Raw genomic sequence first — 21,284 nt, forward strand, 5'->3', positions numbered from 1 at the left:
CACGTAACGTTCGGATGGCTCAAGTATCGCAACCTGTTGGTTTCTCACGCTGCCGTAATCCAGCGGGCAGCGGCATTTCCTGTCAAAATCTACCGCCAATCAGCAGGGAAATTCTGCACCCAGCGCATGCCGCGCCAGCGCCGTCAGCGTCTGGATGCCGTGCGGGATCAGTGCATCGTTAAAGTCGTAGGCCGAATGATGCAGCGGCTGGCTCGGCGCAGAGCCAATCCACAGATATGCGCCGGGACACGCCTGCAACATAAAGGCGAAATCTTCGGAGGTGAGCGCCGGCTGTTTGGCCTGTTGTGCCTGAATACCGGCCTGATCCAGCGCGTCTAACGCCAGCTGCGCCATCGCCGCGTTATTCACCGTGGCCGGGTAATAACGCAGGTAGTTCACATCCGCCTGCAAGCCGTGTGCGGCGGTGACGTGCAGCGCCATTTCCCGCAGGCGATTTTCGATGATGTCCTGCGCTGCCGGGCTGAAGGTGCGCACCGTGCCGGTGATGCTGGCTTCGGCCGGAATCATGTTGTGCGAGAAGCCGCCCTGCATGCGCGTCACGCTAAGCAAGCCAGGTTCGCAGGGATCGAGCGCGCGCGCCACCAGCGTGTTGAGCTGCACCACCAGCTCGCTGGTCGCCAGCAACGTATCGCGCGTCAAATGCGGCTGCGCGGCATGTCCGCCGCCGCCTTTGACGGTGATATCGAAGCGATCCGCCGCCGCCATGATCGCGCCGGGCCGCGTCTGCACTTCGCCGAGCGGTAGCTCCGGCCAGTTGTGTAGAGCAAACACCGCATCGCAGGGAAACTGCTGGAATAGGCCGTCATCGATCATCTCTTTCGCACCCGCCAATCCCTCTTCGGCAGGCTGGAAGATAAACACCAGCGTGCCGTCGAAATCGCCCTGCTCTGCCAGCTCAATCGCCGCGCCCAGCAGCATCACAGTGTGACCATCGTGGCCGCAGGCGTGGCACACGTTATCGTGCACGCTTTTCCACGGCTGATTGCCGTTATCCTGCATCGGCAGCGCATCCATATCGGCGCGCAGGCCAATCATGCGCGTGCTGTTGCCGCGTTTCAGCACGCCGACCACACCGGTTTTACCCAGCCCGCGATGCACCTCAATACTGTGCTCATTTAACAGCTGCGCCACGATGTCGCTGGTGCGCTGCTCCTGATAACCCAGCTCGGGATGGGCGTGCAGATCCCGTCGCAGCGCGACTAATTGTTCCAGTTGCATCTCAGTATCCCCGGTTGCGATCGATCAGGCCGACCATCGGTTCGCCACGCTGATAGCGGCGCAGATTGTCGAGCAGCGCGGCGACGGCGCTGTCGGTTTGTGTTGCGCTGGCGATGTGCGGCGTGAGCCAAATGGCCGGATGCTGCCAGAACGGATGTCCGGCGGGCAGCGGCTCAGGATCGGTGACATCAATCACCGCCGCGCTGAGTTTGCCGCTTCCCAGCGCTGCCAGTAAATCCGTTTCATTGAGCTGAGGACCGCGTCCCACCTGCACCAGCGCTGCGCCGTCAGGTAGCTGCGCGAATAATTGCGCATTGAGCAAGCCGCGCGTGCTGTCGGTGAGCGGCAGCAGGCACACCAGAATGTCGCTGTGAGCAAGGAAATCACCCAGTTGATCGCTGCCGTGCCAGCAATGCACGCCGCTGATTTCACGCGGGGTGCGGCTCCAGCCAGCGCAGTCAAAACCCAGCGACACCAGTTGTTTTAAGCAAGCCTGACCGAGTTCGCCCAGCCCCATCACGCCCACACGGCGCTGGCTGGCGGTGCTAATTGGGTGAGTTTGCCACTGCTCATCACGCTGCTGCTGAAAGTAGCGTGGCATATCGCGATGTAAGCCAAGTACCGAGAAAGTGACGTACTCAACCATGCCTTGCGTCAGGCCCGGTTCGATCATGCGTACTACCGGCAAATCGGGTGGCAGTTGGCTGAGATCAAACTGATCCGCGCCCGCGCCGACCGATAACAGCGCTTTGAGATTGGGAAAGGTGCTCATCAGGTTTTCCGGCGGCTGCCACGCCACCAGCAGTTCAACCTGATCCGCCTCACCGATATCCGGCCAGATGTGCAGCTGAATATCCGGCGCATGTTGCGCCAGCCAGCGCTGCCAGTGCGCACCACGCGTGGCTTCTGATTTGTAGACGATATGCATCAGGCCATCGCCTGGGTCATCAACCCGAACGCCTGCATCTCACCTTGTTGCGGTGACCACGGCGTTCCCCGAATCATGGTGGTCGGCGCATCCACCTGCGCCAGACCCAGGGTTTCCAGCCAGGCCGCCAGCGGCAGCGCGCCATCGGTATCAATACGTACGAACTCGCCGCGCAGGCCTTGCATCAAGGCGGAAATCAACGTTTGCGCGATGTCGACATTCAGCGCGATCACCGGACCAATCGCCCAGCCGTGACCGAAGCGGCGCAGGCTGGCAAAACCGTGCACGCGCTGTTTGGCATCCTGCAGCAGCACGGTTTGGTAATCGGTAATCAGGCTGTTGATCAGAGCTGGACGCCACATGCCGTGCGCCTGATGATCGAGTTCGATCAGCAGATCGGCGTCTGCGGCTTGTGCGTTACGCAGCGTTAAACCGGCTGGAATAGTGACGGTTGGCACCGCCGCCAGCTCGCGCGTTTGATGCTGCTGAATGTGGCCAGTGACCTCAAAGCCGAGCTTCTGGTACAGCCCTTTGCCCATTTCGGTGGCGTGCAGGCGAATGTTGTAGTCAGGGAATTTTTCCAGCAGCGCAAGCATCAGCTGTTTGCCTGTGCCGCGGCCTTGAAACTGCGGGTTGACCACCACCAAACCGATGGTTGCCGCCTGCTCGCCCCAGCGCCAGCCAAAAGCGCTGCCGACGAAGTCGCCGTTTTCTTCAGCGACCACGCCTTCACCCAGCGCCAGCGCCTGCTGCCAGTCTTCCCGGCGGTGCGGCCATTTGAGCTGTTGGGTGATGGCGTAGCCGTGTTCGATGTCGTTTTGCGTCATTGCGCGTAGTGTGATCATGGTTGTTCCTTCAAATGAGGTCGCCATAAATGGCGACCCTACGGGTTCTGTGTATGGCGACCTGGCATTCACTCCGCCTTCAACACCTCTTCGTGCTCATCCAGCCAACCTTGCCGCAACTCTGGCACGGCGCGTTTCAGGCGTTCGAAATAGAGTTCGCTGGTCGGCTTATCGTAATCGGCGCGGGCAATCTGCGTAACGATTTTGCCGGATTTCATCACCACGATATCGTCGCACACCGCGCGCACCGCATGCATGTCGTGGCTGATAAACAGCACCGACAATCCCAGCTCGCGGCGCAACTCGCTGATCAAATCCAGCACCGCTGCAGCCACCACGGTATCCAACGCAGATGTCACTTCGTCGCACAGAATCAAATCTGGCTCGGCCGCCAGCGCGCGCGCCAGATTCACACGCTGCTTTTGTCCGCCAGACAGCGCCCACGGACGTCGCCATAGCACGGTGCGCGGCAGCTTCACCAGATCCAGCAGCTGATGCAGCCGAGCTTTCAGCGCCGCACCTTTCAAGCCATGGAACAACACCAGCGGGCGCGTCAGAATCTGCTCGACGCTGTGCGCCGGATTCAGTGCGGTATCGGCCATCTGGAACACGTATTGAATACGGCGCAGCTCATTGTCCGGGCGCTTATGCATGTCGCCGTTAATGTAGTGGCCGTTAAACAGAATATGGCCGTGACTTGGCGCGTTGAGTCCGGCAATGGCGTGCGCCAGCGTGGTTTTACCTGAACCGGATTCGCCAATAATGCCAATCGCCTGGCCTTTCCACAGCTTCAGATTGATGTCTTCGAGAATACGGATTTTCTGCTGACCGTTGCTGTCGCGCGGGCCGTAACCGGCGCTGAGATCGCGCACTTCCATCAGCGGCTGCATATCTGCTTCGGCGCAGGTCCAGCTGCTTGGGCGCTCTTTTTGCCGCGCCGCATCCATCAGCAGTTTGGTGTACTCCGCCTGCGGTGCGCCAATCAGCCGTTCAGTAGTGCCGTATTCCGCCATCTGACCGCGCAGCAGCACCAGAATGCGGTCGGCCATCTGCGCCACCACCGCCAAATCGTGGCTGACGTAGATCGCCGTCACGCCGCGCTGCGCCACCACGCGACGAAATGCTTTAAGCACTTCCACCTGCGTCGTCACGTCGAGTGCGGTGGTCGGTTCGTCGAGGATCACCACATCCGGATCGCCAATCAGCGCCATCGCCGTCATCAGACGTTGCAGCTGACCGCCTGAAACCTGATGCGGAAAGCGGTCGCCGATGGTGTCGGGATTGGGCAGCGCCAGCTCACGGAACAGCGCGATCGCCTTTTGCCTGGCGTCTTTGCGCTTCATGGTGCCGTGAATCACCACCGGCTCAATCACCTGATCGAGAATGCGCATGCCAGGATTAAACGATGCCGCCGCACTCTGCGCGATGTACGCCACTTTGTTGCCGCGAAACTCACGCAGTTGGCCCGGCGACAGGCTGCGCACATCGGTGCCGGCCATGTGAATATTGCCGTCGGCGATGCGACAGCCGTGGCGCGCATAGCCCATCAGCGCCATCGCAATGGTGGTTTTGCCGGAGCCAGATTCACCAATCAGCGCCAGCACTTCGCCCTTCTGCACCGTGAAACGAATATCGGAAACCAGATCGATCTCTTCACCTTTGTCGGTCTGCGCCGTTACGCGCAGGTTCTCCACCGAGATCACCGGCATGGCGGTATGTGGCGTCACGTTCATGCTCCCTCCTTCGCCAGCGTCAACGGACGCATCTGCTGCAGGCTGTCGATAAACAGATTCGCGCCAATGGTCAGGCTGGCGATAGCCACCGCCGGCATCAGCACCGCTGGCGAACCGTTGAACAAGCCCTGAATGTTTTCACGCACCAGCGTGCCCCAATCGGCATACGGCGGCTGCACGCCGAGGCCAAGGAAACTCAAGCCGCTCAACAGCAGCACGATATAGACAAAGCGCAGGCCGAAGTCAGTGAGCATTGGGTGCACCATGTTTGGCAGGATGTCGTGGATCGCCACATACCAGCGGCTTTCCCCGCGCAGACGCGAGGCACGCACGTAATCCATATTGCGCAGGCTGCTGGCCATGGCGAAGGCGATACGGAACGCGCCCGGCCAGTAGGTAAAGATGGCGGTGAGGATCAGCATCGGCAGCGATGAACCGAACACCGCGACAATCATCAGCGACAGCACTTTGCCCGGCAGCACCAGCAGCGCATCGTTAACGCGCCCAAGCACCTCTTCCAGCCAGCGCCCGGCGACCGCCGCCAGCAGCGCCAGTAAGGTGCCGATGATGCTGGCACACAGCGCGGCGGTGAGCGCCAGGCCAATGGAGAATTTCGCGCCGTAGAGAATGCGGCTGAGGATGTCGCGCCCCAGATAATCGGTACCGAGCAGGTTGGCAGACGTCATGCCACCGAGCATCGGCCCGCCGCCAATGTCTTCGACGTTATGCGGCGCCAGTTGGTTACCAAACAGCGCCATCAGCAGCCAAAACAGCGAGATCAGCAGTCCGATGCGGCCCGAAAGCGACAGCGACTGAAACAGACGTACAGGCAGCAGTAACGTATTCATCAGCTTCTCCATTTCGGATTAAAGGCGATGGTGAGGATATCGGCCGCCAGTAGCAGCACCAGATAACAGGCGGCGAACAGCATGACGCACAGCTGCACCACCGGCAGATCGCGGTTACTCACCGCATCCACCAGCGCACTCGCCAGACCGGGATAGCTAAAGATCGATTCGATGATGATCACGCCACCAAACAGATACGACAGGCTGAGCGAGATGGCGTTAGCAATCGGCCCGACCGCATTCGGCAGTGCGTGGCGCAGCACCGCACGCAGCGGCGAAACGCCTTTCAGCAGCGCCATCTCCAGATAGGGGCTGTCGAGCTGGTTGATGATGGCGGAGCGCGTCATGCGCGCCATCTGCGCCACCAGCACGCAACACAGGGTTAACACCGGTAGCGCGTAGGCTTTGAGATAGCTGATGACGTCCATGTCCGGGCTGCCAAACGACATCGCCGACACCCAATGCAGTTTTACTGCGAAGATCAGCACCGCCACCGTGGCCACCAGAAACTCCGGCACCGCGACGGTTGCCATAGTGCTGATCACCAGAAAACGGTCCAGCGCCGAACCGCGATTCATCGCCGCCACAATGCCGATAATCAGCGCCAGCGGCACGCAGATCACCGTGGTGATGCCGGCTAACTCCAGCGTGGCGGGAATACGCTGCTCGACCAGCTGCAATACCGGCAGATGGCTGGCGAACGAGGTGCCAAAATCACCCTGCAACATGCCGGTAAGCCAGGTGAAGTAGCGCACCAGTAGCGGCTGATCGAGTCCCAGCTGCTGGCGCAACGCCGCCACCGTTTCCGGCGTGGCGTTTTGCCCGAGAATCATCTGCGCTGCGTCGCCGGGCAGCAGGCTGGTGATAAAGAACACCACCGCCGAGACGATAAGCAAGGTCAGGATGCCTGCGCCTGCGCGCCGGGCAATCAGGAACAACATGTATCGGTTCATCGGCGATCTCCTTGTACAGAAATATCAGGCACAGGGTAAACGGTCGCCATGAATGGCGACCCTACGATGCGGTTTTGTAGGGTGCGCATTCATGCGCACCGGGATAAATAGGCACGTCGAACAATCAGGCATTCAGCCAGGCGAACTCATGGAAGCGATAACCCATCATCATGCCGCTTGGCCAGGCTTCTACGCCGCCCACTTTCTTGCTGTAACCGTCGGTGGAGCTGATAAAGGTTGGGATGATGGTGCCGCAGTGATCGTAAATCAGCTTCTGCATGTCACCGTACATCTGCTTGCGTTTGGTCTGCTCGCGCTCGCCGCGCGCCGCTACCACCAGCTGATCAAACTGTTCATTCTTCCAGCCCGATTCGTTGTTGGAGGCGGTGGAGAGATAGAACTGCGAGAACAGCATATCCAGCGTCGGGCGCGGGTTGATTGAGCCGTAGCCGACCGGATCTTTGGTCCAGTGCGTTGACCAGTAACCGTCATACGGCACGCGGCGCACTTTGATGTTCAGACCGGTGCTGCGCGAGACTTGCTGGATCAGCTGGCCGCCCTCCACCGAGCCTTCAATGTTTGGCGTGGTGATAATCTCCACCGTCGCGCCTTTCATCCCGGCTTTCTCGATGTGGAACTTGGCTTTCTCGGCATCGAGCGGACGCGGTTTGAGATCGGCGTTATACAGCGGATGCCACGGTGGTACAGGCGTATCGTTACTGACGTCGCCGTAACCCTGCAGCACGGTTTTCACCAGGATGTCGCGCGGCTGCAGGTACTTCATCGCCAGCACGAAATCTTCGTTGCTGCCCGGTTTCACGTCAGTACGAATGATTAGGTTGGTGTACATGCCGGATTTACTCTCCAGCACGCCGAAATCGGAGGTGGCTTTGATGCGGTTGCAGTCGGCGGCGCTCAGGGTGGAGACGATGTGCAGATCGCCCGACATCAGCGCATTGACGCGCGCCGCCTGATCGGTGACGCCCAGCAGCTCGACTTCATCCAGATGCGGCAGGCCTGGCTTGAAGTAGTTCGGGTTTTTCGCGCCAACCGAACGCACGCCCGGCGTGAACTCTTTCAGCTTGAACGGGCCGGTGCCGATGCCTTTGCTGAAGTCTTTGGTGCCGTCCTGCACGATCAGGAATGGCGCGCTGGCCAGCATAAACGGCACGTCGAAGTTGGCCTGCGCCAGCTCCAGCGTCACTTCGTTGTCGTTAACGGCGGTGAAGGTTTTGAACTGATCGGCCAGCTTGAAGGCGTTGGACGCCACCGCCGGATCTTTGTGGCGGCTCAGCGAGTAGATGACATCTTTGGCAGTCAGCGGTTTGCCGTCGTGGAAGGTGACGCCTTTGCGCAGTTTGATCTGCCAGGTGATGCCGTCGCTGGAGTCGATGGATTCCGCCAGCGCCGGTTGCACCGCGAGGCTTTTATCCAGTTCGGTCAGACCGCTGTAGACCATGAATTGACGGGTGTAATCGCCGCTGTTGTTGCCTTTGGCCGGATCGAGTGTGTCGGTGGCGGAGGCGTTAGACATGGCAGCGCGCAGTTTGCCGCCTTTCACTGGCGTGGTTGCCGCAAAACCCATTTGCGGGAAAGCGATTAAACCGCTGCTCATCACGGCACCGGCAGACAACAACTTCATCAGGCCACGGCGCGACATCGACCCTTCGGTCAACATGCGGGTTAAGGCCGGATTTACAGCGTCAGACTCTTTATCGAATTTACTCATCTGCACACCCTCAATATGAATTGTTGTTGATTTCGTTGTTCGTCTTTTAGGCGGTCGCCATAAATGGCGACCCTACGGCGAGAATGCGGGTGTTGTAGGGTCGCCATAAATGGCGACCGTTTCGATAACCGCACGACCTGGATTTCACGACAACCGATCCTTGGCTTTGTAATACAAACCCGCCAGGGGCAAAAACCACGGTTTCCCGTGATAACCGGGCAGCGCAGGCCAGGTTTCGCGCTGCCAGGGATTTTCGTTGCGTTTCTCCGCCAGCAGGTCGGCCATCACGCGGCCCATCCATACCGACATCTGCGTACCGTGGCCGCTATAGCCCATCGAATAAAACACGCCATCCTGTTCACCGGCATGCGGCAAGCGGTCGGCGGTCATATCCACCATGCCGCCCCAGCAGTAATCGATGCGCGATTTGCCCAGCTGCGGGAACAACGCGGTCATCGCCGCACGCAGCACGTCGCCGCTGCGTGTATCTGAGGTTGGATTGCTCACCGCAAAACGCGCGCGGCCGCCAAACACCAATCGACGATCCGACGTGGTACGGAAGTAGTTGCCGATATTCAGCGAGGTTACGTAGGTGCGGTCTTTCGGCAGCACCTGATTAATCAGTTCGTCGCCGAGCGGTTCCGTCACCACAATAAAACTGCCGACCGGCACGATGCGGCGCTGGAACCACGGAAATGGTCCTTCGTTGGAGACACCGGTTGCCATCATCACTTTGTCGGCGATGATCTCGCCCTGCGCGGTGCTGACGCGGTGGCGATAGCCGTCGAGGCGCGTTAAGCCGGTCACCGCGTGATGCGGGTAGATTTTCGCCCCGCTACGCGCCGCCGCTTCCGCCAGCCCGATACCAAACTTGCCCATATGCATTTGGCCGCCACGCTTCTGCAGCAGCCCACCGTGAAAGGCATCGCTGCCCACTTCGCGGCGAATCTCATCTTTGCCGATCAGCTCGATTTCCGGATCAACGGTGTCGCGCATCAACTGCCACGCGCTGCGCAGGCCGGGAAAATGCGAAGCTTTGCTGGCGAGTTTCAGCTTGCCGCACAGGCGGAAATCGCAATCAATCTGCTCTTCGCGCACCAGCTGTTCGACGTAGCTCACCGCATCGTCATAGGCACGATAGAAGCGGCTGGCCTGCTCGATTCCCTGACTCTCCACCAGCGAGGCAAAGTTCTGCGCCACGCCGGTATTGCAGTGTCCACCGTTACGCGCCGACGCCTGGCTCATTACCTCGCCGCTCTCCAGCAGCACCACGTTGATGCCGCTGCGCGCCAGGTTGAGCGCCGTCGAGACGCCGGTAAAACCGCCGCCAATCACCACCACCTCAGCGGTGCTCGGCAGTGCGCCAGTGGCTGCGCCGCTAAAGGTCGGTGCTGTGGCTTGCCAGAATGATTCGAGTTTCATCGCCGCCTCCGGGCTTAGAGTCCAACCACAGCGGCCAGACCGCCGATATCGTTGATTTCGGTGTATTGATACGCCGGATTGGCCGGATCGTGACCGCGATTGACCCAAACCTTGTTTTTGATGCCCATGTCGTAGCAGGTCATCAGGTCATAACGCAGGCTGGAGGAGACATGCAGAATCTCTTCCGGACCGCAGTTCAGCTTGTCGAGCATGTACTCGAAGCCTTTCATCTGCGGCTTGTAGGCACCCACTTCTTCGGCGGTGATGGTCATATGGATCGGCGCGCCAAGACGCGGCACGTGATGCGGGATCAAATCGTTCATCGAGTTAGTGAGCAGCACCAGCGGGAACTCTTTGGCCACTTTGGCTAAACCGGCGGGCACGTCAGGATGCGGGCCCCACGTGGCGCAATCGGTGTAGATAAAGTCGCTGTCCGCCTGGCTCCATTTCACGCCCCACTTTGTACAGGTGCGCTGAATGGCATCGCTGACCACGTCGTAATACGGCTTCCACGCGCCAAGCACTTCATCAAAACGGTAGCGGGCGAAATCGGTGGTGAACGCCAGCATCTCCTGCGCAGAAACACGATCTTTGAAGCAGCGTTCGGCTGCGCCTGCCATGTCAAAATTGATCAGGGTGCCGTAGCAATCAAAAGTGATGAATTTCGGTTTAAACAGTGCCATGAAGCGACCTCGCGGTTGAGAACACAAAATTAGAAATCGATTAACACGCTTTTCTGGCGCTGACAGGCCTGGAATGCCTGACGTCCCAGATCCTTGCCAATGCCCGAGCCGAGGAAGCCGCCGGTCGGGATAATGAAATCGCCGGAGCGGCCATAGCGATTGACCCACACGGTGCCGGATTCCAGCGCGCGCACCGCACGCAGCGCACGCGGCAGACTCAGCGTATGCACGCCGGCGCACAGGCCGTAGGTTTCGTGTGCCGCCAGTGCCAGCCCTTCTTCCTCGTCATCAAACTGTTGCACGGTAAGCACCGGACCAAAAATTTCCTGCTGCACCGCCGGATTATCGTGGGCAACGCCGCACAGCAGCGTTGGCTGCCAGAACCAGCCTTCTGCGGTGTCGGCAAAGCGTTCGCCGCCCACCAGCACTTCCGCGCCCTGTGCTTTGGCATCGGCGATTACTGACGCCACTTTTTTACCCTGACGCTCATCGATCAGCGGCGCATAGCGGCTGCTCTCCTGCCAGGTTACGCCTGGACGCGGCTGCTGACAGAGCGCCACCAATCTCTCCAGCAACGGCTGCGCAATGCCGCGCTGCACAATCAAACGGGTTCCGGCGACACACGCCTGGCCGCCGTTGGCGGTGAAGCCGCGCAGAATACGCTGCGCTAATACATCGATATCACCGGCATCGTCGAACACCAGCTGCGGACTTTTACCGCCCAGCTCCAGCGTGACCGGTTTCATGCCGTGCTGCGCGATGTCGCCCATGATGCGAGCGCCGGTAAGCGTGGAACCGGTAAAGGAGACTTTGCGCACCAGCGGATGAGTGACCAGCGCGTTGCCAGTTACCGCGCCGCTGCCCTGCACGATATTCAGTACGCCTGCCGGTAAACCGGCCTGCACCGCCAGTTCGGCCATGCGCACGGTAGAGAACGGCGTCAGCTCAGAAGGTTTCAGCACCACAGCATTTCCTGCTGCCAGCGCCGGACCGCACTTCCACGACGCCATCGACAGCGGGAAATTCCACGGCGTAATTGCACCGATCACGCCGTATGGCTCAGCAATCAGCATGCCGAGGCTGCTTTCCTGGGTGGGGAACAGGTCGCCGCTGTATTTGTCGGCGCACTCGGCGTAGAAGCGAATGGCTTCGGCGGTGAAGGGAATTTCGTGCTGCATTACGTCGCTGATTGGGCGCGTAGAGCCCAGCGATTCAAGTTGCGCCAGTAACGGATCGCTCTCGATCAGATCGGCCCAGCGACGCAGAATTTTACCTCTGGCACGTGGAGCACAGCTGCGCCAGCCGCTGGTTTTCAGCGCCTGATGCGCGGTGGTGACGGCGCGATCAACATCTTCAATCGTGGCTTCGCTGAGTTCGGCATAGACTTTGCCATCGGACGGACGTTTAACGGCAAAACGCGCGCCCGCCGTTTTAAGATGTTGCCCGCCAATATAATGACCGGCAGGAAGTAAAACTTTTTCAGGGTCGAAACTTAACATGGAAAATTCCTTATTTGTTACACCCATCACAGACGCGCTAATTAACGATTTGCACTGCGTTTTTCTGTTACGCTAATAAGCTAATGCAGAAAGTATGCCAGCCCAGTGAAAAATAAAAATGCGTAAAAAACAGCGCAAAAAAATTTTCTGCCGTATTGGTGAGCGAAATTTTGCGGAATTGCCGAAGGAATAAACAGATGATTTACTTCACAAAATATGTGCGTCGCGACGGTGCAATGCGCATGAAACTTGCACTAAAACGGGGATGGGAGGCAAAGTATGACGCGACGCACAAAATAAACAGCGCCGCGAACCTGAGGGTTGCGGCGCTGTTTTTGTTGGTCGCCATTAATGGCGACCCTACGAATAGTGTGACCGTTATTTATAAACTGCCAATATGAAACGTCTTCTGCTCTAAATACTCTTCGATACCGTAACGCGATCCTTCACGACCTAAGCCGGATAATTTAATTCCGCCAAAGGGTGCGGCATCTAATGAAATTGCACCGGTATTAAATCCGACCATGCCAAATTCTAATGATTCTGCCACGCGCCATGCCCGGCGAATATTCTCAGTAAAGAAATAAGCCCCGAGTCCATAAGGCGTGTCATTCGCCATGCGGATCGCCTCTTCTTCTGTGTCGAAGACAAACAGCGGTGCCACCGGGCCGAAGGTTTCTTCATGTGCAATACGCATGCTGCTGGTGACGTTGCCCAACACCGTGGGCTCAACAAAGGTGCCGTTTGGCGCGCTGATGCCGCCGCGCAGCAAGGTCGCGCCCTGGCTGAGCGCATCGTCGATATGGCTGTTAACTTTCTCGACGGCGCGGTCGTTGATCAGTGGCCCGATGGTGCTGTCCGGCGCAAAACCGTCACCGACTTTCAGCGCAGATACCGCTTCCAGCAAGCGCTCGCTGAAGCGCTCATAGATGCCGCGCTGCACCAGAATGCGGTTGGCGCAGACGCAGGTTTGTCCGGCGTTGCGGAATTTACTCGCCATCACGCCGGGAATGGTCACATCGAGATCGGCATCATCAAAGACAATCAGCGGCGCGTTGCCGCCCAGTTCCAGGCTCAGGCGCTTGATGCTATCGGCGCTCTGCTGCATCAACAGCTGGCCGACGCGGGTGGAACCGGTAAAGGAGATTTTGCGCACCGTGCGGCTGGCGGTCAGCGTGCTGCCAATTTCGGTTGGCAAGCCGGTTAACACTTGCAACACGCCGCTGGGGAAACCGGCGCGTTCGGCTAACACTGCCAGCGCTAATGCCGACAGCGGCGTTAACTCCGACGGCTTAACGATAATCGGGCAACCTGCGGCCAGCGCGGGCGCGACTTTGCGGGTGATCATCGCAATCGGGAAGTTCCACGGCGTGATCGCTGCCGCCACGCCAACCGGCTGCTTGAGTACCAGAATGCGGCGATCGTCGCTTGGTGCGGGAATGGTGTCACCGTAGATACGCCGCGCCTCTTCCGCGAACCACTTCACGAAGCTGGCGCCGTACAGCACTTCGCCTTTGGCTTCCGCCAGCGGCTTGCCCTGCTCGGCGGTCATGATGATCGCCAGATCGTCGGCATTATCGATGATCAGCTGATGCCATTTTTCCAGCAGCGCGGCGCGCGTGGCGTTGGGGGTTTTGCCCCAGCTGACGCGCACCGACTCAGCATAATCTATCGCCTGCTCGGTTTCCGCCGCACCCAATGCCGGAATGGTGGCAATCGGCTGCTGCGTGCCGGGATCGATCACCTCAAGCGTTGCGCCCTGATGCGCATCCTGCCAGCGACCGCCAAACAGCGCCTGCTGGCGCAGTAATTCCGTATCTTTCAATTGAATTCGCGACATGACAATCCCCTGTATCTTCGTCATTTCACTGTAACGTGACGCGACAGCGCAGGATGTTTTTCTGGTGGAGGGAATTTGTGTCGGTGTCTGTTTTGCGGCGGGAAAAGAAATTTTATGCTGTGTGGGGGAAGGTCGCCATAAATGGCGACCCTACGAAGGATCGGTACGGTTTTTCCCAACGAATCAAATCTGGAAATCGATGGCCGGTTCGTTCTCGGTTTCGTAAGAGAGCGCCTGACGTTTGATCTCCTCCAGCGACAGATTGGCATTACACAACTCAAGGAACTGCCACACGTAATTGCGCTGCAGCTGACCGCGCTTCAGGCCGAGCCACACGGTATTGGCATCGAACAGATGATGCGTGTCGATTTTTACCAGGTCTTCCCCTTCGTAAATATCACACGCCTGATCGGCCAGAATGCCCACCCCAAGACCAAGTTCAACGTAGGTTTTCACCACGTCAGAATCCTGCGCGCTGAGCACGATATCCGGTCTGAGTCCTGCCGCCTGGAAAGCACGATCGACCCGAGAACGGCCGGTAATGCCCTGACGATAGGTGATCAGCGGATAGCGGCTGAGGCTGGCGAGCGTGACCGGCTGATGCTGCAACAGCTCATGATCGTGCGGCACTAAAAGTGAGTGATGCCAGCTGAACCACGGAAATGCCGCTAGGCTGCTGTTATTCACTAACTGCTCGGAGGCGATGCCGATATCGGCTTCACCCGCCAGCAGCATGGCGACGATCTCCTGCGGCGATCCCTGATTTAGCTCAAGACGCACATTAGGATAGAGCTGACGAAACGCTTTGATCACGCGCGGCAGGCTGTAACGCGCCTGAGTGTGCGTGGTGGCGATAGTCAGCACGCCGCTGGTTTCATTGGTAAACACATCCGCTAAGCGGCGAACTTTGCCCGCTTCATCAAGGATGCGCTCAGCAATGGTCAGCAGCGCCTTGCCCGGTTCGGTCATGCCTAAGAGTCGCTTGCCACGACGAATAAAAATTTCCACGCCCAGTTCATCTTCCAGATCGCGAATATGGCGGCTTACTCCTGATTGGGAGGTAAACAATGTATTCGCCACTTCGGTCAGGTTGAACTCGCAACGGGCTGCTTCACGTATAATTTTAAGTTGCTGGAAATTCACGCCCTTTTCTCCTGATTCCTGCCCCTGTTTCATCCATGTTATGAAGTTGGCGTCATCGCAACAAATAATAAAAAACGGTGTGTTATGCGGAATAGTAATAAGGGAGGTTTTGCGAGGAAGATAAAAAAGGTCGCCATGAATGACGACCCTATGGGATTAACCCACTAACATCAATTCACGATCCTCTACCGCTGGCTTATTCAGCAGCGACAGCAGAATATTCTTCACCGCCTGCGCTGATGGCGACAGCGGCAGACGCGCCGAGATGTTCAGCGACAGCGGCAGATTCAGCGATGGACTGTTAATCCGCGCCATCCACGCATGGGTTGAACTCACCAGCGCACGCGCCGCAGATTCTGGCAGCACCGTGACGCCCATGCCGCTGGACACCGCCGCAGTCAGCGTGGAGATCGATTCGATTTCGCCGATGATGCGCGCGCTCAGACGACGCAGCGAGAACGCTTCATCAACACGTTTACGCACCGCGCTGTAGTCGCGTGGCAGGAACAGGCTCATCTGCGCCACGTCCGCCAGATCGACAGTCGCACCCGGACACGCCGTTGCGCCCACCAGATAGAGCTCTTCTTTCATTAATGGAATGCTGTTGATGCCCGCCGTTGGCGCACGATCGTACAGCACCGCCATGTCCAACTGGCCGTTCATCACTTTTTCGTTCAGCGAGGTGCCGCTGTTTTCATGCAGATACACCAGCACATCCGGGAACTGCTCACGCACCGTCTGCAGCAGCGGCATGGTGAGCGAGGATGCGGCGGTGCCCGGCGCTAAACCGATGGAAACCTGGCCGTTGAGTGCCTGGCCGGCGTTGATCACTGCCGTTTGCGCCTGTTCACACTGACGCAGAATGGTGCGGGCGTGGGCATACAGAATTTTACCGGCTTCAGTTGGCGTCACGCCGCGCTTGGTGCGTATCAGCAATTGCTGATCGAGTTCATTTTCCAGCGTAGCGACCTGCTGGCTAAGCGCAGGCTGCGCGATGTGCAGCACTTCTGCTGCCTGAGTCAGGCTGCCGATATCGACGATTTTTACAAAATACTTGAGTCGTCTTAAATTCATGTTGCCTCCGTCAATCCCCGAATACCCAGGTTGGGCGTCTCAGCCTGCTGGCTTGTGGAAATGAAGTTGCAATATGCAGGCCAGGTTTGTTCGCGATGCAAAATTGCATCGCCAGATTTTTCCTAAAGGCACGGAAAATAAGCGTTTGTGATTACCTCGAAGGAGTTAATAAGCGCGAGCGATGACGCAAAAAGAGTAAGAACTAAACGAATTGCACTGCAATGGGGCAGGAAATGCGAGTCAGGCGTGCAAAAAAGTGATGACCGGATGAGCTGGTTTGGTGCAGATAACGCAGAAAATGAGCAGAAATGGCGGGAATGAAACCAAATGAGCAGAAAAGAACGGATTCAACCAGTTGGAAAACTTATTCCCGAATCACTGCGGCCAATTAAAAGGTGCGCATAAATGCGCACCTTTTGTAGGGTCGCCATTTATGGCGACCACACTATCAGCGCTTCTTACGGTTGCGATGCATATCAATCGAAACTGCCGCAACAATGATGATGCCCTTAATAATGTCCTGCACGTAAGCATCCACACCGACAAAGGTGAAGCCGCTCTTAATCAGGCCAAGAATCACCGCACCAATCAGCGTACCGGTAATGCGTCCAACGCCGCCCATCAGGCTGCTGCCGCCGATAACGGCTGCGGCGATGGCATCCAGTTCGTACGCCATACCCATGCTTGACTGGCCGCTACTCACACGCGCTGCCAGCACCACGCCCGCCAGCCCTGAGAGCGCACCGGCGATGGTGTAGACGATGATCAGATACTTATTAACGTTGATACCGGACACTTTGGCGGAGGTCATGTTGCCGCCAATCGCGTAGACATATTTACCGTAACGGGTATGTTTCAGCGCGATGTGGAACAGGAACGCCACCACCAGGAAGATAATCACCGGCATTGCGCCCTGGCCGATGGAGGTGAAGCCATCTGACAGGAAGCTGATTGGGTTACCCTGCGTGTAGTACTGCGCCAGACCGCGTGCCGACACCATCATACCGAGCGTGGCGATGAATGGAGGAATACCGGTTTTGGTGATTAACACGCCGTTCATCACGCCGCACAACAGCCCAACCCCGATCCCAGCAACAATCGGTATCACCGCCGGCAAGTTAACCAGCGACGGATACATTGGCGACAGGCTGTCTGAGGTTTGCGCCAGACTGGCCGCCACTACCGCGGTTAAAGCGATAACCGAACCGGATGACAGGTCGATACCGGTGGTGATAATGACCTGGGTCACACCCACTGCGATGATACCGATGATCGCGACCTGCAGAATAATCAGTACTAAGCGGTTGGTGTTCATCAGGAAAGATTGATCACGTACGTACCAACCGGCAATTTCAAAAATCAGGGCAATGCCCACCATCACGACAAAAATCCCGGTGTCTTTTGGCAGCTTGTGACGCAAGTTGCTAAAGAAAGAACTCTGATCTGCGGCCTGCGGGGCCGTAATTTTTACGTTACTCATAGATGTCTCACGCCTCACTCGGATGCCAACGACAAAATGGATTCCTGATTGGCCTCTTCTTTATCGAGGATGCCGGTTATACGTCCGCCGTGCATAACCATCACGCGGTCGCTCATGCCGAGAATTTCTGGCAACTCGGACGACACCATGATGATGGCCACGCCGCGATTCGCCAGTTCACTGATTAAGCGATAAATCTCTGCTTTTGCACCAACGTCGATACCGCGCGTTGGTTCGTCGAGAATCAGGATCTTCGGTTGCGCCAGCAGCCAGCGAGCAATCAGCACCTTCTGCTGGTTACCGCCGCTGAGGTTATTGATGATCTGATCCATGGTTGGGGTTTTGATGTTCAGCTTGCGAATCTGATCCATACAGTCCTGCGCCATTTTGATGTGGCTGACAAAACCGCTTTTATGGGTGTAATCGGGCATGTTGACGATGCTCATGTTCTCCATCACCGACAACACCAGGAACAGCCCAGACTTTTTACGGTCTTCGGTCAGGAACGCCATGCCCTTCTCAATCGCCGTCGAAGGCGAATCGATCTTGACCGGCACGCCATCAATCAGGATTTCACCGCTGTCGAAACTCTCCATGCCGAACAGGCTTTCCATCACTTCGCTGCGTCCGGCACCCACCAATCCCGCCACGCCGAGGATTTCGCCTTTGCGCACCGAAAAGTTGATGTCGGTGAAGCGATCTTTGCAGGTCAGATTGCGCACCGTCAGCACATCTTCACCAATTTCACCGTTGAATTTCGGGAACAGCTGGGTCAATTCACGGCCTACCATCTGCGTAATCAGTGACTGGCGGGTGTATTCACTGGTGTTGTTGCTGCCCACCCACGCACCGTCACGGAAAATGCTGATTTCATCGGTTATCGCAAAAATCTCATCCATCTTGTGGCTGATATAGATGATGGCTTTGCCCTGCTCGCGCAGGTCGCGGATGATGGTGAACAGATGCGCCACTTCGGTTTCCGTCAGTGCCGAGGTCGGTTCATCCATAATCACGATGTCCGAATTCCAGGAGACCGCTTTGGCGATTTCCACCATCTGCTGCGAGGCGATACTTAGCTCGCCCACCATGCGATCGGCTTTCAGACGGATGTTTAGTCTGTTCAGCAGTTCCTGCGTCTGTTTGTTCAGCTTGCCGTGGTCAACAAAGCCGTACTTCATCGGTTCGCGACCGAGCCAAATGTTTTCGGCTACGGTCATGTAAGGCACCAGATTGAGTTCCTGGTGAATCATGGAGATGCCGGAACGCAGCGCATCCATGGTGTCCTGAAACTGCACTGGCTCCCCTTTAATGCGAATGGTGCCCTTATCGGGACGATACATCCCGATAAGGCATTTCATTAAAGTGGATTTGCCCGCGCCATTTTCACCCATCAGGGCATGTACCGACCCCGGTTTAATACGCAGTGAGACATTGTCGAGTGCCTTCACTCCGGGGAAGAACTTGCTGATGCCTTCGGCTTCAAGCGCAAAAGCGGTCATACATCACCTCCGTACGGCTGAGTCGGTTACGGTTTATTTCTGGTTCTGACTGGCGAATTTTTCGTAGTTATCTTTGGTGATCAGCTGGAACGGGATATCGACCACTTTCTGCACTTTCTCGCCGTTAATCAGTTTGACCGCCGTTTGCACAGCGCCTTCACCCTGACCTTTCGCATCCTGGAACACGGTAGCGACCATCTTGTCGTTCTTGATCATCTGCAGTGCATCCGGCGTACCATCCACACCTGCGACCAGGATGTGATTCGGGTTTTTACCCAGCGCCTGCAGTGCACCAATCGCCATTTCATCGTTGTTGGAGGCGATTGCCTGAATGTCATCGCCCGCCGTCAGCCAGTTGCTCACCACATCTACCGCATCGTTACGGGTGAATTTGGCCGTCTGTTTCTGCACGACTTTGATATCCGGGTATTTTGCGACCACCGCTTCCACACCTTTGGTGCGTTCACGCGTTGATTCGTTAGCCAGGTCGCCCAGCAGAATCGCCACGTTGCCTTTGCCGTTCATCTTTTTAGCCAGCGCTTCCATCTGCAGACGGCCCGCCAGTTCAGAATCGGAACCCACAAACGCCATTTTGTCTTTCAACTCGCCAGCCGGTTTACGGTTAACGAACACCAGCGGCACGCCGGCTTTCGCTGCGGCATCCACTAGCGGTTTCACGGCGTTGGTATCCACCGGGTTAACGATGATGGCGTCAACGCCCTGACCAATGAAGTTCTGTACCTGCTGCAGCTGCTGAGCCACGTCGCCTTTGGCGTCTTCAACCTGGCCCTTAATGTTGTCTTTTTGCATCTCTTTCTGCATCGCGGTGCGCAGAATGGTGAGGAAGTTGTCATCAAACAGCGCCATAGAAACGCCTACCTGAAGGTCTTTTGCCATCACTGCGGCAGGTAACATGCAAACTAACAGGGAAGTTAATAACGCTTTTTTGAATTTCATAGGGAACCCTTCTTTATCGTTAACATGCTCAGGTTGGCTGATACTGCGAATGAAAAATATCTTTTACATTCACTCAACGTCACTGGCGCTTTTTTTGTGGTTGTAGAGGTAAGGCTTCTGGTCTAACGCTATCGGTTTACAGCATCTGCTTCTTCTAAGTCATTCCTTATCAATCAGTTATTTTCAAAATGCCGTTTTAGATGAAGGAACTCGTTTCGCCGGTGATGATTAGCAGTTCATTTATTTCATCTAACTTGCATTTGAAACTTTCATCATAAAAGCACTGAAATGATTGTTTTAAAATCGGCAAATAACAAAACTTTGACATGCCTCTAACATCTCAAAGGAATTGGTTTTAAAGTGAGATCTTGCTGGCAGTTTAGAATCTGATCATTCAAGGCAGAAAAGCAGCATTCCGCTGCTTTTACGCGCACTTAAACCAGAAGTGTGCAGTAGAGCTTTGACAACGGGGATCGGCATCGCTAATATGCGCCTCGTTCACACGATTCCTCTGTAGTTCAGTCGGTAGAACGGCGGACTGTTAATCCGTATGTCACTGGTTCGAGTCCAGTCAGAGGAGCCAAATTCAAAAAGCCCGCTCAGGGAAACCTGAGCGGGCTTTTGTGTATTGGGGGTTTTGCAAGGTCGCCATAAATGGCGCCCCTACATTGTTCCGGTGCATTTCGTAGGGTCGCCATTTATGGCGACCAGCAGGATTCTTACACTACGAATTCGAAATGCGAACCATCCGGCAACTCGATATCCAGACGCAATTTTCCCCCCGCCGCTTCGATGTAACGCTTGAGCGTTGAAAGCTTAAGATCGCGTCCCGGCTTTTCCATACCCGCAACTGTAGGTTGTTTGATATTGAGCGCCTGTGCCATTTCCACCTGAGTTTTCTGCACTTTCTCACGCAGTTCGGCAAGGTGGATATTAAGCAGCATCTCTTCCGCCATCGCTTGAGCGTTAGCAACAACTTCAGGCTTCTCATCAGCAAGAATCTGTTCAAGCGTTCTCCCCATCGCGTTACTCCTTTTCATCTCTTTTTCTCTAAGTACTCGGTAAATTCACGATCGGCCAGCGGGATCATCTCGGCATAAAAGCGCTTTTCATTTCCCACCTTACTGCCTGCACAAAGCACAATTCCTGTTCGCCAAGGGTCGAAGGCGAAAAATGCCCGTATTGGATCGCCTTTACTCTGCACACGCAATTCTTTCATATTGCTGAAACGTGATCCTTTAATCGAATCGGCATATGGCCTGCTTAATCCCGGCCCTTTCTGGCGTAAAACGATCAATCCTGCCAGCACACAAGCTCGATCTGTGTCATCAAGCGACATCAACCAGCGATCAAATCGCTCCGTCGTTTCAATCTGCCACACACTAACCCCCATTAATATAGGTCTAAAGCTA

Annotated in this window: 19 protein-coding genes and 1 tRNA gene; 2 read left to right on the forward strand and 18 right to left on the reverse strand. The window is 56.7% G+C overall.

The genetic code is table 11. From position 1 onward, the window contains the following. Positions 1–99 precede the first annotated feature (99 nt). The 10 genes from ACXIZX_RS11715 to ACXIZX_RS11760 all read right to left on the reverse strand — a co-directional run bounded on the left by ACXIZX_RS11715 (position 100) and on the right by ACXIZX_RS11760 (position 11,879). Positions 100–1,233 (reverse strand): M20 aminoacylase family protein, encoded by a 1,134-nt coding sequence (locus tag ACXIZX_RS11715; RefSeq protein WP_479404877.1) that lies wholly within the window; start codon positions 1,231–1,233, stop codon positions 100–102. Positions 1,234–1,240: 7 nt separating this feature from the next. Then, the gene (locus ACXIZX_RS11720; protein WP_479404206.1) at positions 1,241–2,167 is read right to left on the reverse strand and encodes a 2-hydroxyacid dehydrogenase; all 927 of its coding nucleotides are present in this window, start codon (positions 2,165–2,167) and stop codon (positions 1,241–1,243) included. Beyond that, the gene (locus ACXIZX_RS11725; protein WP_479404207.1) at positions 2,167–3,012 is read right to left on the reverse strand and encodes a GNAT family N-acetyltransferase; all 846 of its coding nucleotides are present in this window, start codon (positions 3,010–3,012) and stop codon (positions 2,167–2,169) included. The genes ACXIZX_RS11720 and ACXIZX_RS11725 overlap by 1 nt, the downstream gene beginning before the upstream one ends. Positions 3,013–3,080: 68 nt before the next feature. Continuing rightward, on the reverse strand, positions 3,081–4,745 hold the full coding sequence (locus ACXIZX_RS11730) for an ABC transporter ATP-binding protein (protein ID WP_179450239.1): 1,665 nt from the start codon (positions 4,743–4,745) through the stop codon (positions 3,081–3,083). After that, positions 4,742–5,593: an ABC transporter permease gene (locus ACXIZX_RS11735; protein ID WP_008109591.1), complete on the reverse strand. Its 852-nt coding sequence runs from the start codon at positions 5,591–5,593 to the stop codon at positions 4,742–4,744. Before ACXIZX_RS11735 ends, ACXIZX_RS11730 begins: the two co-directional genes overlap by 4 nt. Then, the gene (locus ACXIZX_RS11740; protein WP_008109594.1) at positions 5,593–6,546 is read right to left on the reverse strand and encodes an ABC transporter permease; all 954 of its coding nucleotides are present in this window, start codon (positions 6,544–6,546) and stop codon (positions 5,593–5,595) included. The genes ACXIZX_RS11735 and ACXIZX_RS11740 overlap by 1 nt, the downstream gene beginning before the upstream one ends. 124 nt (positions 6,547–6,670) lie before the next feature. Beyond that, positions 6,671–8,275 carry an ABC transporter substrate-binding protein gene (locus ACXIZX_RS11745; protein ID WP_479404208.1) on the reverse strand — a complete coding sequence of 535 codons (1,605 nt, stop codon included), beginning with the start codon at positions 8,273–8,275 and terminating at the stop codon, positions 6,671–6,673. A 144-nt stretch (positions 8,276–8,419) separates the two neighbouring features. Beyond that, a complete protein-coding gene (locus ACXIZX_RS11750; RefSeq protein ID WP_479404209.1) occupies positions 8,420–9,697 on the reverse strand; it encodes an NAD(P)/FAD-dependent oxidoreductase in 1,278 nt (425 codons plus the stop codon). Between the two features lie 14 nt (positions 9,698–9,711). Then, on the reverse strand, positions 9,712–10,380 hold the full coding sequence (locus ACXIZX_RS11755; RefSeq protein ID WP_479404210.1) for a haloacid dehalogenase type II: 669 nt from the start codon (positions 10,378–10,380) through the stop codon (positions 9,712–9,714). Between the two features lie 29 nt (positions 10,381–10,409). Next, positions 10,410–11,879, reverse strand: a complete 1,470-nt coding sequence (locus ACXIZX_RS11760) for an aldehyde dehydrogenase family protein (RefSeq protein ID WP_479404211.1) — start codon at positions 11,877–11,879, stop codon at positions 10,410–10,412. Between the two features lie 197 nt (positions 11,880–12,076). On the opposite strand from ACXIZX_RS11760, the gene ACXIZX_RS11765 reads away from it, so the two are divergent. Further along, positions 12,077–12,280 (forward strand): hypothetical protein, encoded by a 204-nt coding sequence (locus tag ACXIZX_RS11765; RefSeq protein WP_479404212.1) that lies wholly within the window; start codon positions 12,077–12,079, stop codon positions 12,278–12,280. Here ACXIZX_RS11765 and ACXIZX_RS11770 read toward each other — a convergent pair. The 6 genes from ACXIZX_RS11770 to ACXIZX_RS11795 form a co-directional block, all read right to left on the reverse strand. Beyond that, positions 12,262–13,719, reverse strand: a complete 1,458-nt coding sequence (locus tag ACXIZX_RS11770) for an NAD-dependent succinate-semialdehyde dehydrogenase (protein WP_479404213.1) — start codon at positions 13,717–13,719, stop codon at positions 12,262–12,264. The genes ACXIZX_RS11765 and ACXIZX_RS11770 overlap by 19 nt on opposite strands. Before the next feature lie 183 nt (positions 13,720–13,902). Beyond that, positions 13,903–14,862: an HTH-type transcriptional regulator Cbl gene (gene cbl / locus ACXIZX_RS11775; RefSeq protein ID WP_008109354.1), complete on the reverse strand. Its 960-nt coding sequence runs from the start codon at positions 14,860–14,862 to the stop codon at positions 13,903–13,905. Between the two features lie 156 nt (positions 14,863–15,018). Next, entirely contained in the window at positions 15,019–15,936 is a 918-nt protein-coding gene (nac, locus tag ACXIZX_RS11780) for a nitrogen assimilation transcriptional regulator NAC (protein WP_061717658.1), read from the reverse strand. Positions 15,937–16,384: 448 nt separating this feature from the next. Continuing rightward, positions 16,385–17,416: an ABC transporter permease gene (locus tag ACXIZX_RS11785; RefSeq protein WP_091003268.1), complete on the reverse strand. Its 1,032-nt coding sequence runs from the start codon at positions 17,414–17,416 to the stop codon at positions 16,385–16,387. 14 nt (positions 17,417–17,430) lie between these two features. Then, on the reverse strand, positions 17,431–18,915 hold the full coding sequence (locus ACXIZX_RS11790; RefSeq protein ID WP_008104783.1) for a sugar ABC transporter ATP-binding protein: 1,485 nt from the start codon (positions 18,913–18,915) through the stop codon (positions 17,431–17,433). 33 nt (positions 18,916–18,948) lie between these two features. After that, positions 18,949–19,872 (reverse strand): sugar ABC transporter substrate-binding protein, encoded by a 924-nt coding sequence (locus ACXIZX_RS11795; protein ID WP_008104782.1) that lies wholly within the window; start codon positions 19,870–19,872, stop codon positions 18,949–18,951. A 507-nt stretch (positions 19,873–20,379) separates the two neighbouring features. Here ACXIZX_RS11795 and ACXIZX_RS11800 point away from each other — a divergent pair. Then, positions 20,380–20,455: transfer RNA gene (locus ACXIZX_RS11800), tRNA-Asn, on the forward strand. A gap of 136 nt (positions 20,456–20,591) precedes the next feature. Here the strand turns inward: ACXIZX_RS11800 and ACXIZX_RS11805 are convergent. Next, entirely contained in the window at positions 20,592–20,894 is a 303-nt protein-coding gene (locus tag ACXIZX_RS11805; RefSeq protein WP_008104780.1) for a helix-turn-helix domain-containing protein, read from the reverse strand. 14 nt (positions 20,895–20,908) lie between these two features. Further along, on the reverse strand, positions 20,909–21,253 hold the full coding sequence (locus tag ACXIZX_RS11810; protein WP_179450234.1) for a type II toxin-antitoxin system RelE/ParE family toxin: 345 nt from the start codon (positions 21,251–21,253) through the stop codon (positions 20,909–20,911). Positions 21,254–21,284 lie beyond the last annotated feature (31 nt).

The sequence above is a fragment of the Candidatus Pantoea symbiotica genome, assembly GCF_056491525.1.

What these genes read in the sequence shown, in the direction of transcription:
- ACXIZX_RS11755 (WP_479404210.1), bottom strand. Translation starts at nt 10,380, where the DNA reads ATGGCACTGTTTAAACCGAAATTCATCACTTTTGATTGCTACGGCACC.
- nac (WP_061717658.1), bottom strand. Translation starts at nt 15,936, where the DNA reads ATGAATTTAAGACGACTCAAGTATTTTGTAAAAATCGTCGATATCGGC.
- ACXIZX_RS11730 (WP_179450239.1), bottom strand. Translation starts at nt 4,745, where the DNA reads ATGAACGTGACGCCACATACCGCCATGCCGGTGATCTCGGTGGAGAAC.
- ACXIZX_RS11735 (WP_008109591.1), bottom strand. Translation starts at nt 5,593, where the DNA reads ATGAATACGTTACTGCTGCCTGTACGTCTGTTTCAGTCGCTGTCGCTT.
- ACXIZX_RS11770 (WP_479404213.1), bottom strand. Translation starts at nt 13,719, where the DNA reads ATGTCGCGAATTCAATTGAAAGATACGGAATTACTGCGCCAGCAGGCG.
- ACXIZX_RS11790 (WP_008104783.1), bottom strand. Translation starts at nt 18,915, where the DNA reads ATGACCGCTTTTGCGCTTGAAGCCGAAGGCATCAGCAAGTTCTTCCCC.
- ACXIZX_RS11745 (WP_479404208.1), bottom strand. Translation starts at nt 8,275, where the DNA reads ATGAGTAAATTCGATAAAGAGTCTGACGCTGTAAATCCGGCCTTAACC.
- ACXIZX_RS11795 (WP_008104782.1), bottom strand. Translation starts at nt 19,872, where the DNA reads ATGAAATTCAAAAAAGCGTTATTAACTTCCCTGTTAGTTTGCATGTTA.
- ACXIZX_RS11725 (WP_479404207.1), bottom strand. Translation starts at nt 3,012, where the DNA reads ATGATCACACTACGCGCAATGACGCAAAACGACATCGAACACGGCTAC.
- ACXIZX_RS11760 (WP_479404211.1), bottom strand. Translation starts at nt 11,879, where the DNA reads ATGTTAAGTTTCGACCCTGAAAAAGTTTTACTTCCTGCCGGTCATTAT.
- ACXIZX_RS11750 (WP_479404209.1), bottom strand. Translation starts at nt 9,697, where the DNA reads ATGAAACTCGAATCATTCTGGCAAGCCACAGCACCGACCTTTAGCGGC.
- ACXIZX_RS11740 (WP_008109594.1), bottom strand. Translation starts at nt 6,546, where the DNA reads ATGAACCGATACATGTTGTTCCTGATTGCCCGGCGCGCAGGCGCAGGC.
- ACXIZX_RS11805 (WP_008104780.1), bottom strand. Translation starts at nt 20,894, where the DNA reads ATGGGGAGAACGCTTGAACAGATTCTTGCTGATGAGAAGCCTGAAGTT.
- ACXIZX_RS11720 (WP_479404206.1), bottom strand. Translation starts at nt 2,167, where the DNA reads ATGCATATCGTCTACAAATCAGAAGCCACGCGTGGTGCGCACTGGCAG.
- ACXIZX_RS11785 (WP_091003268.1), bottom strand. Translation starts at nt 17,416, where the DNA reads ATGAGTAACGTAAAAATTACGGCCCCGCAGGCCGCAGATCAGAGTTCT.
- ACXIZX_RS11765 (WP_479404212.1), top strand. Translation starts at nt 12,077, where the DNA reads ATGATTTACTTCACAAAATATGTGCGTCGCGACGGTGCAATGCGCATG.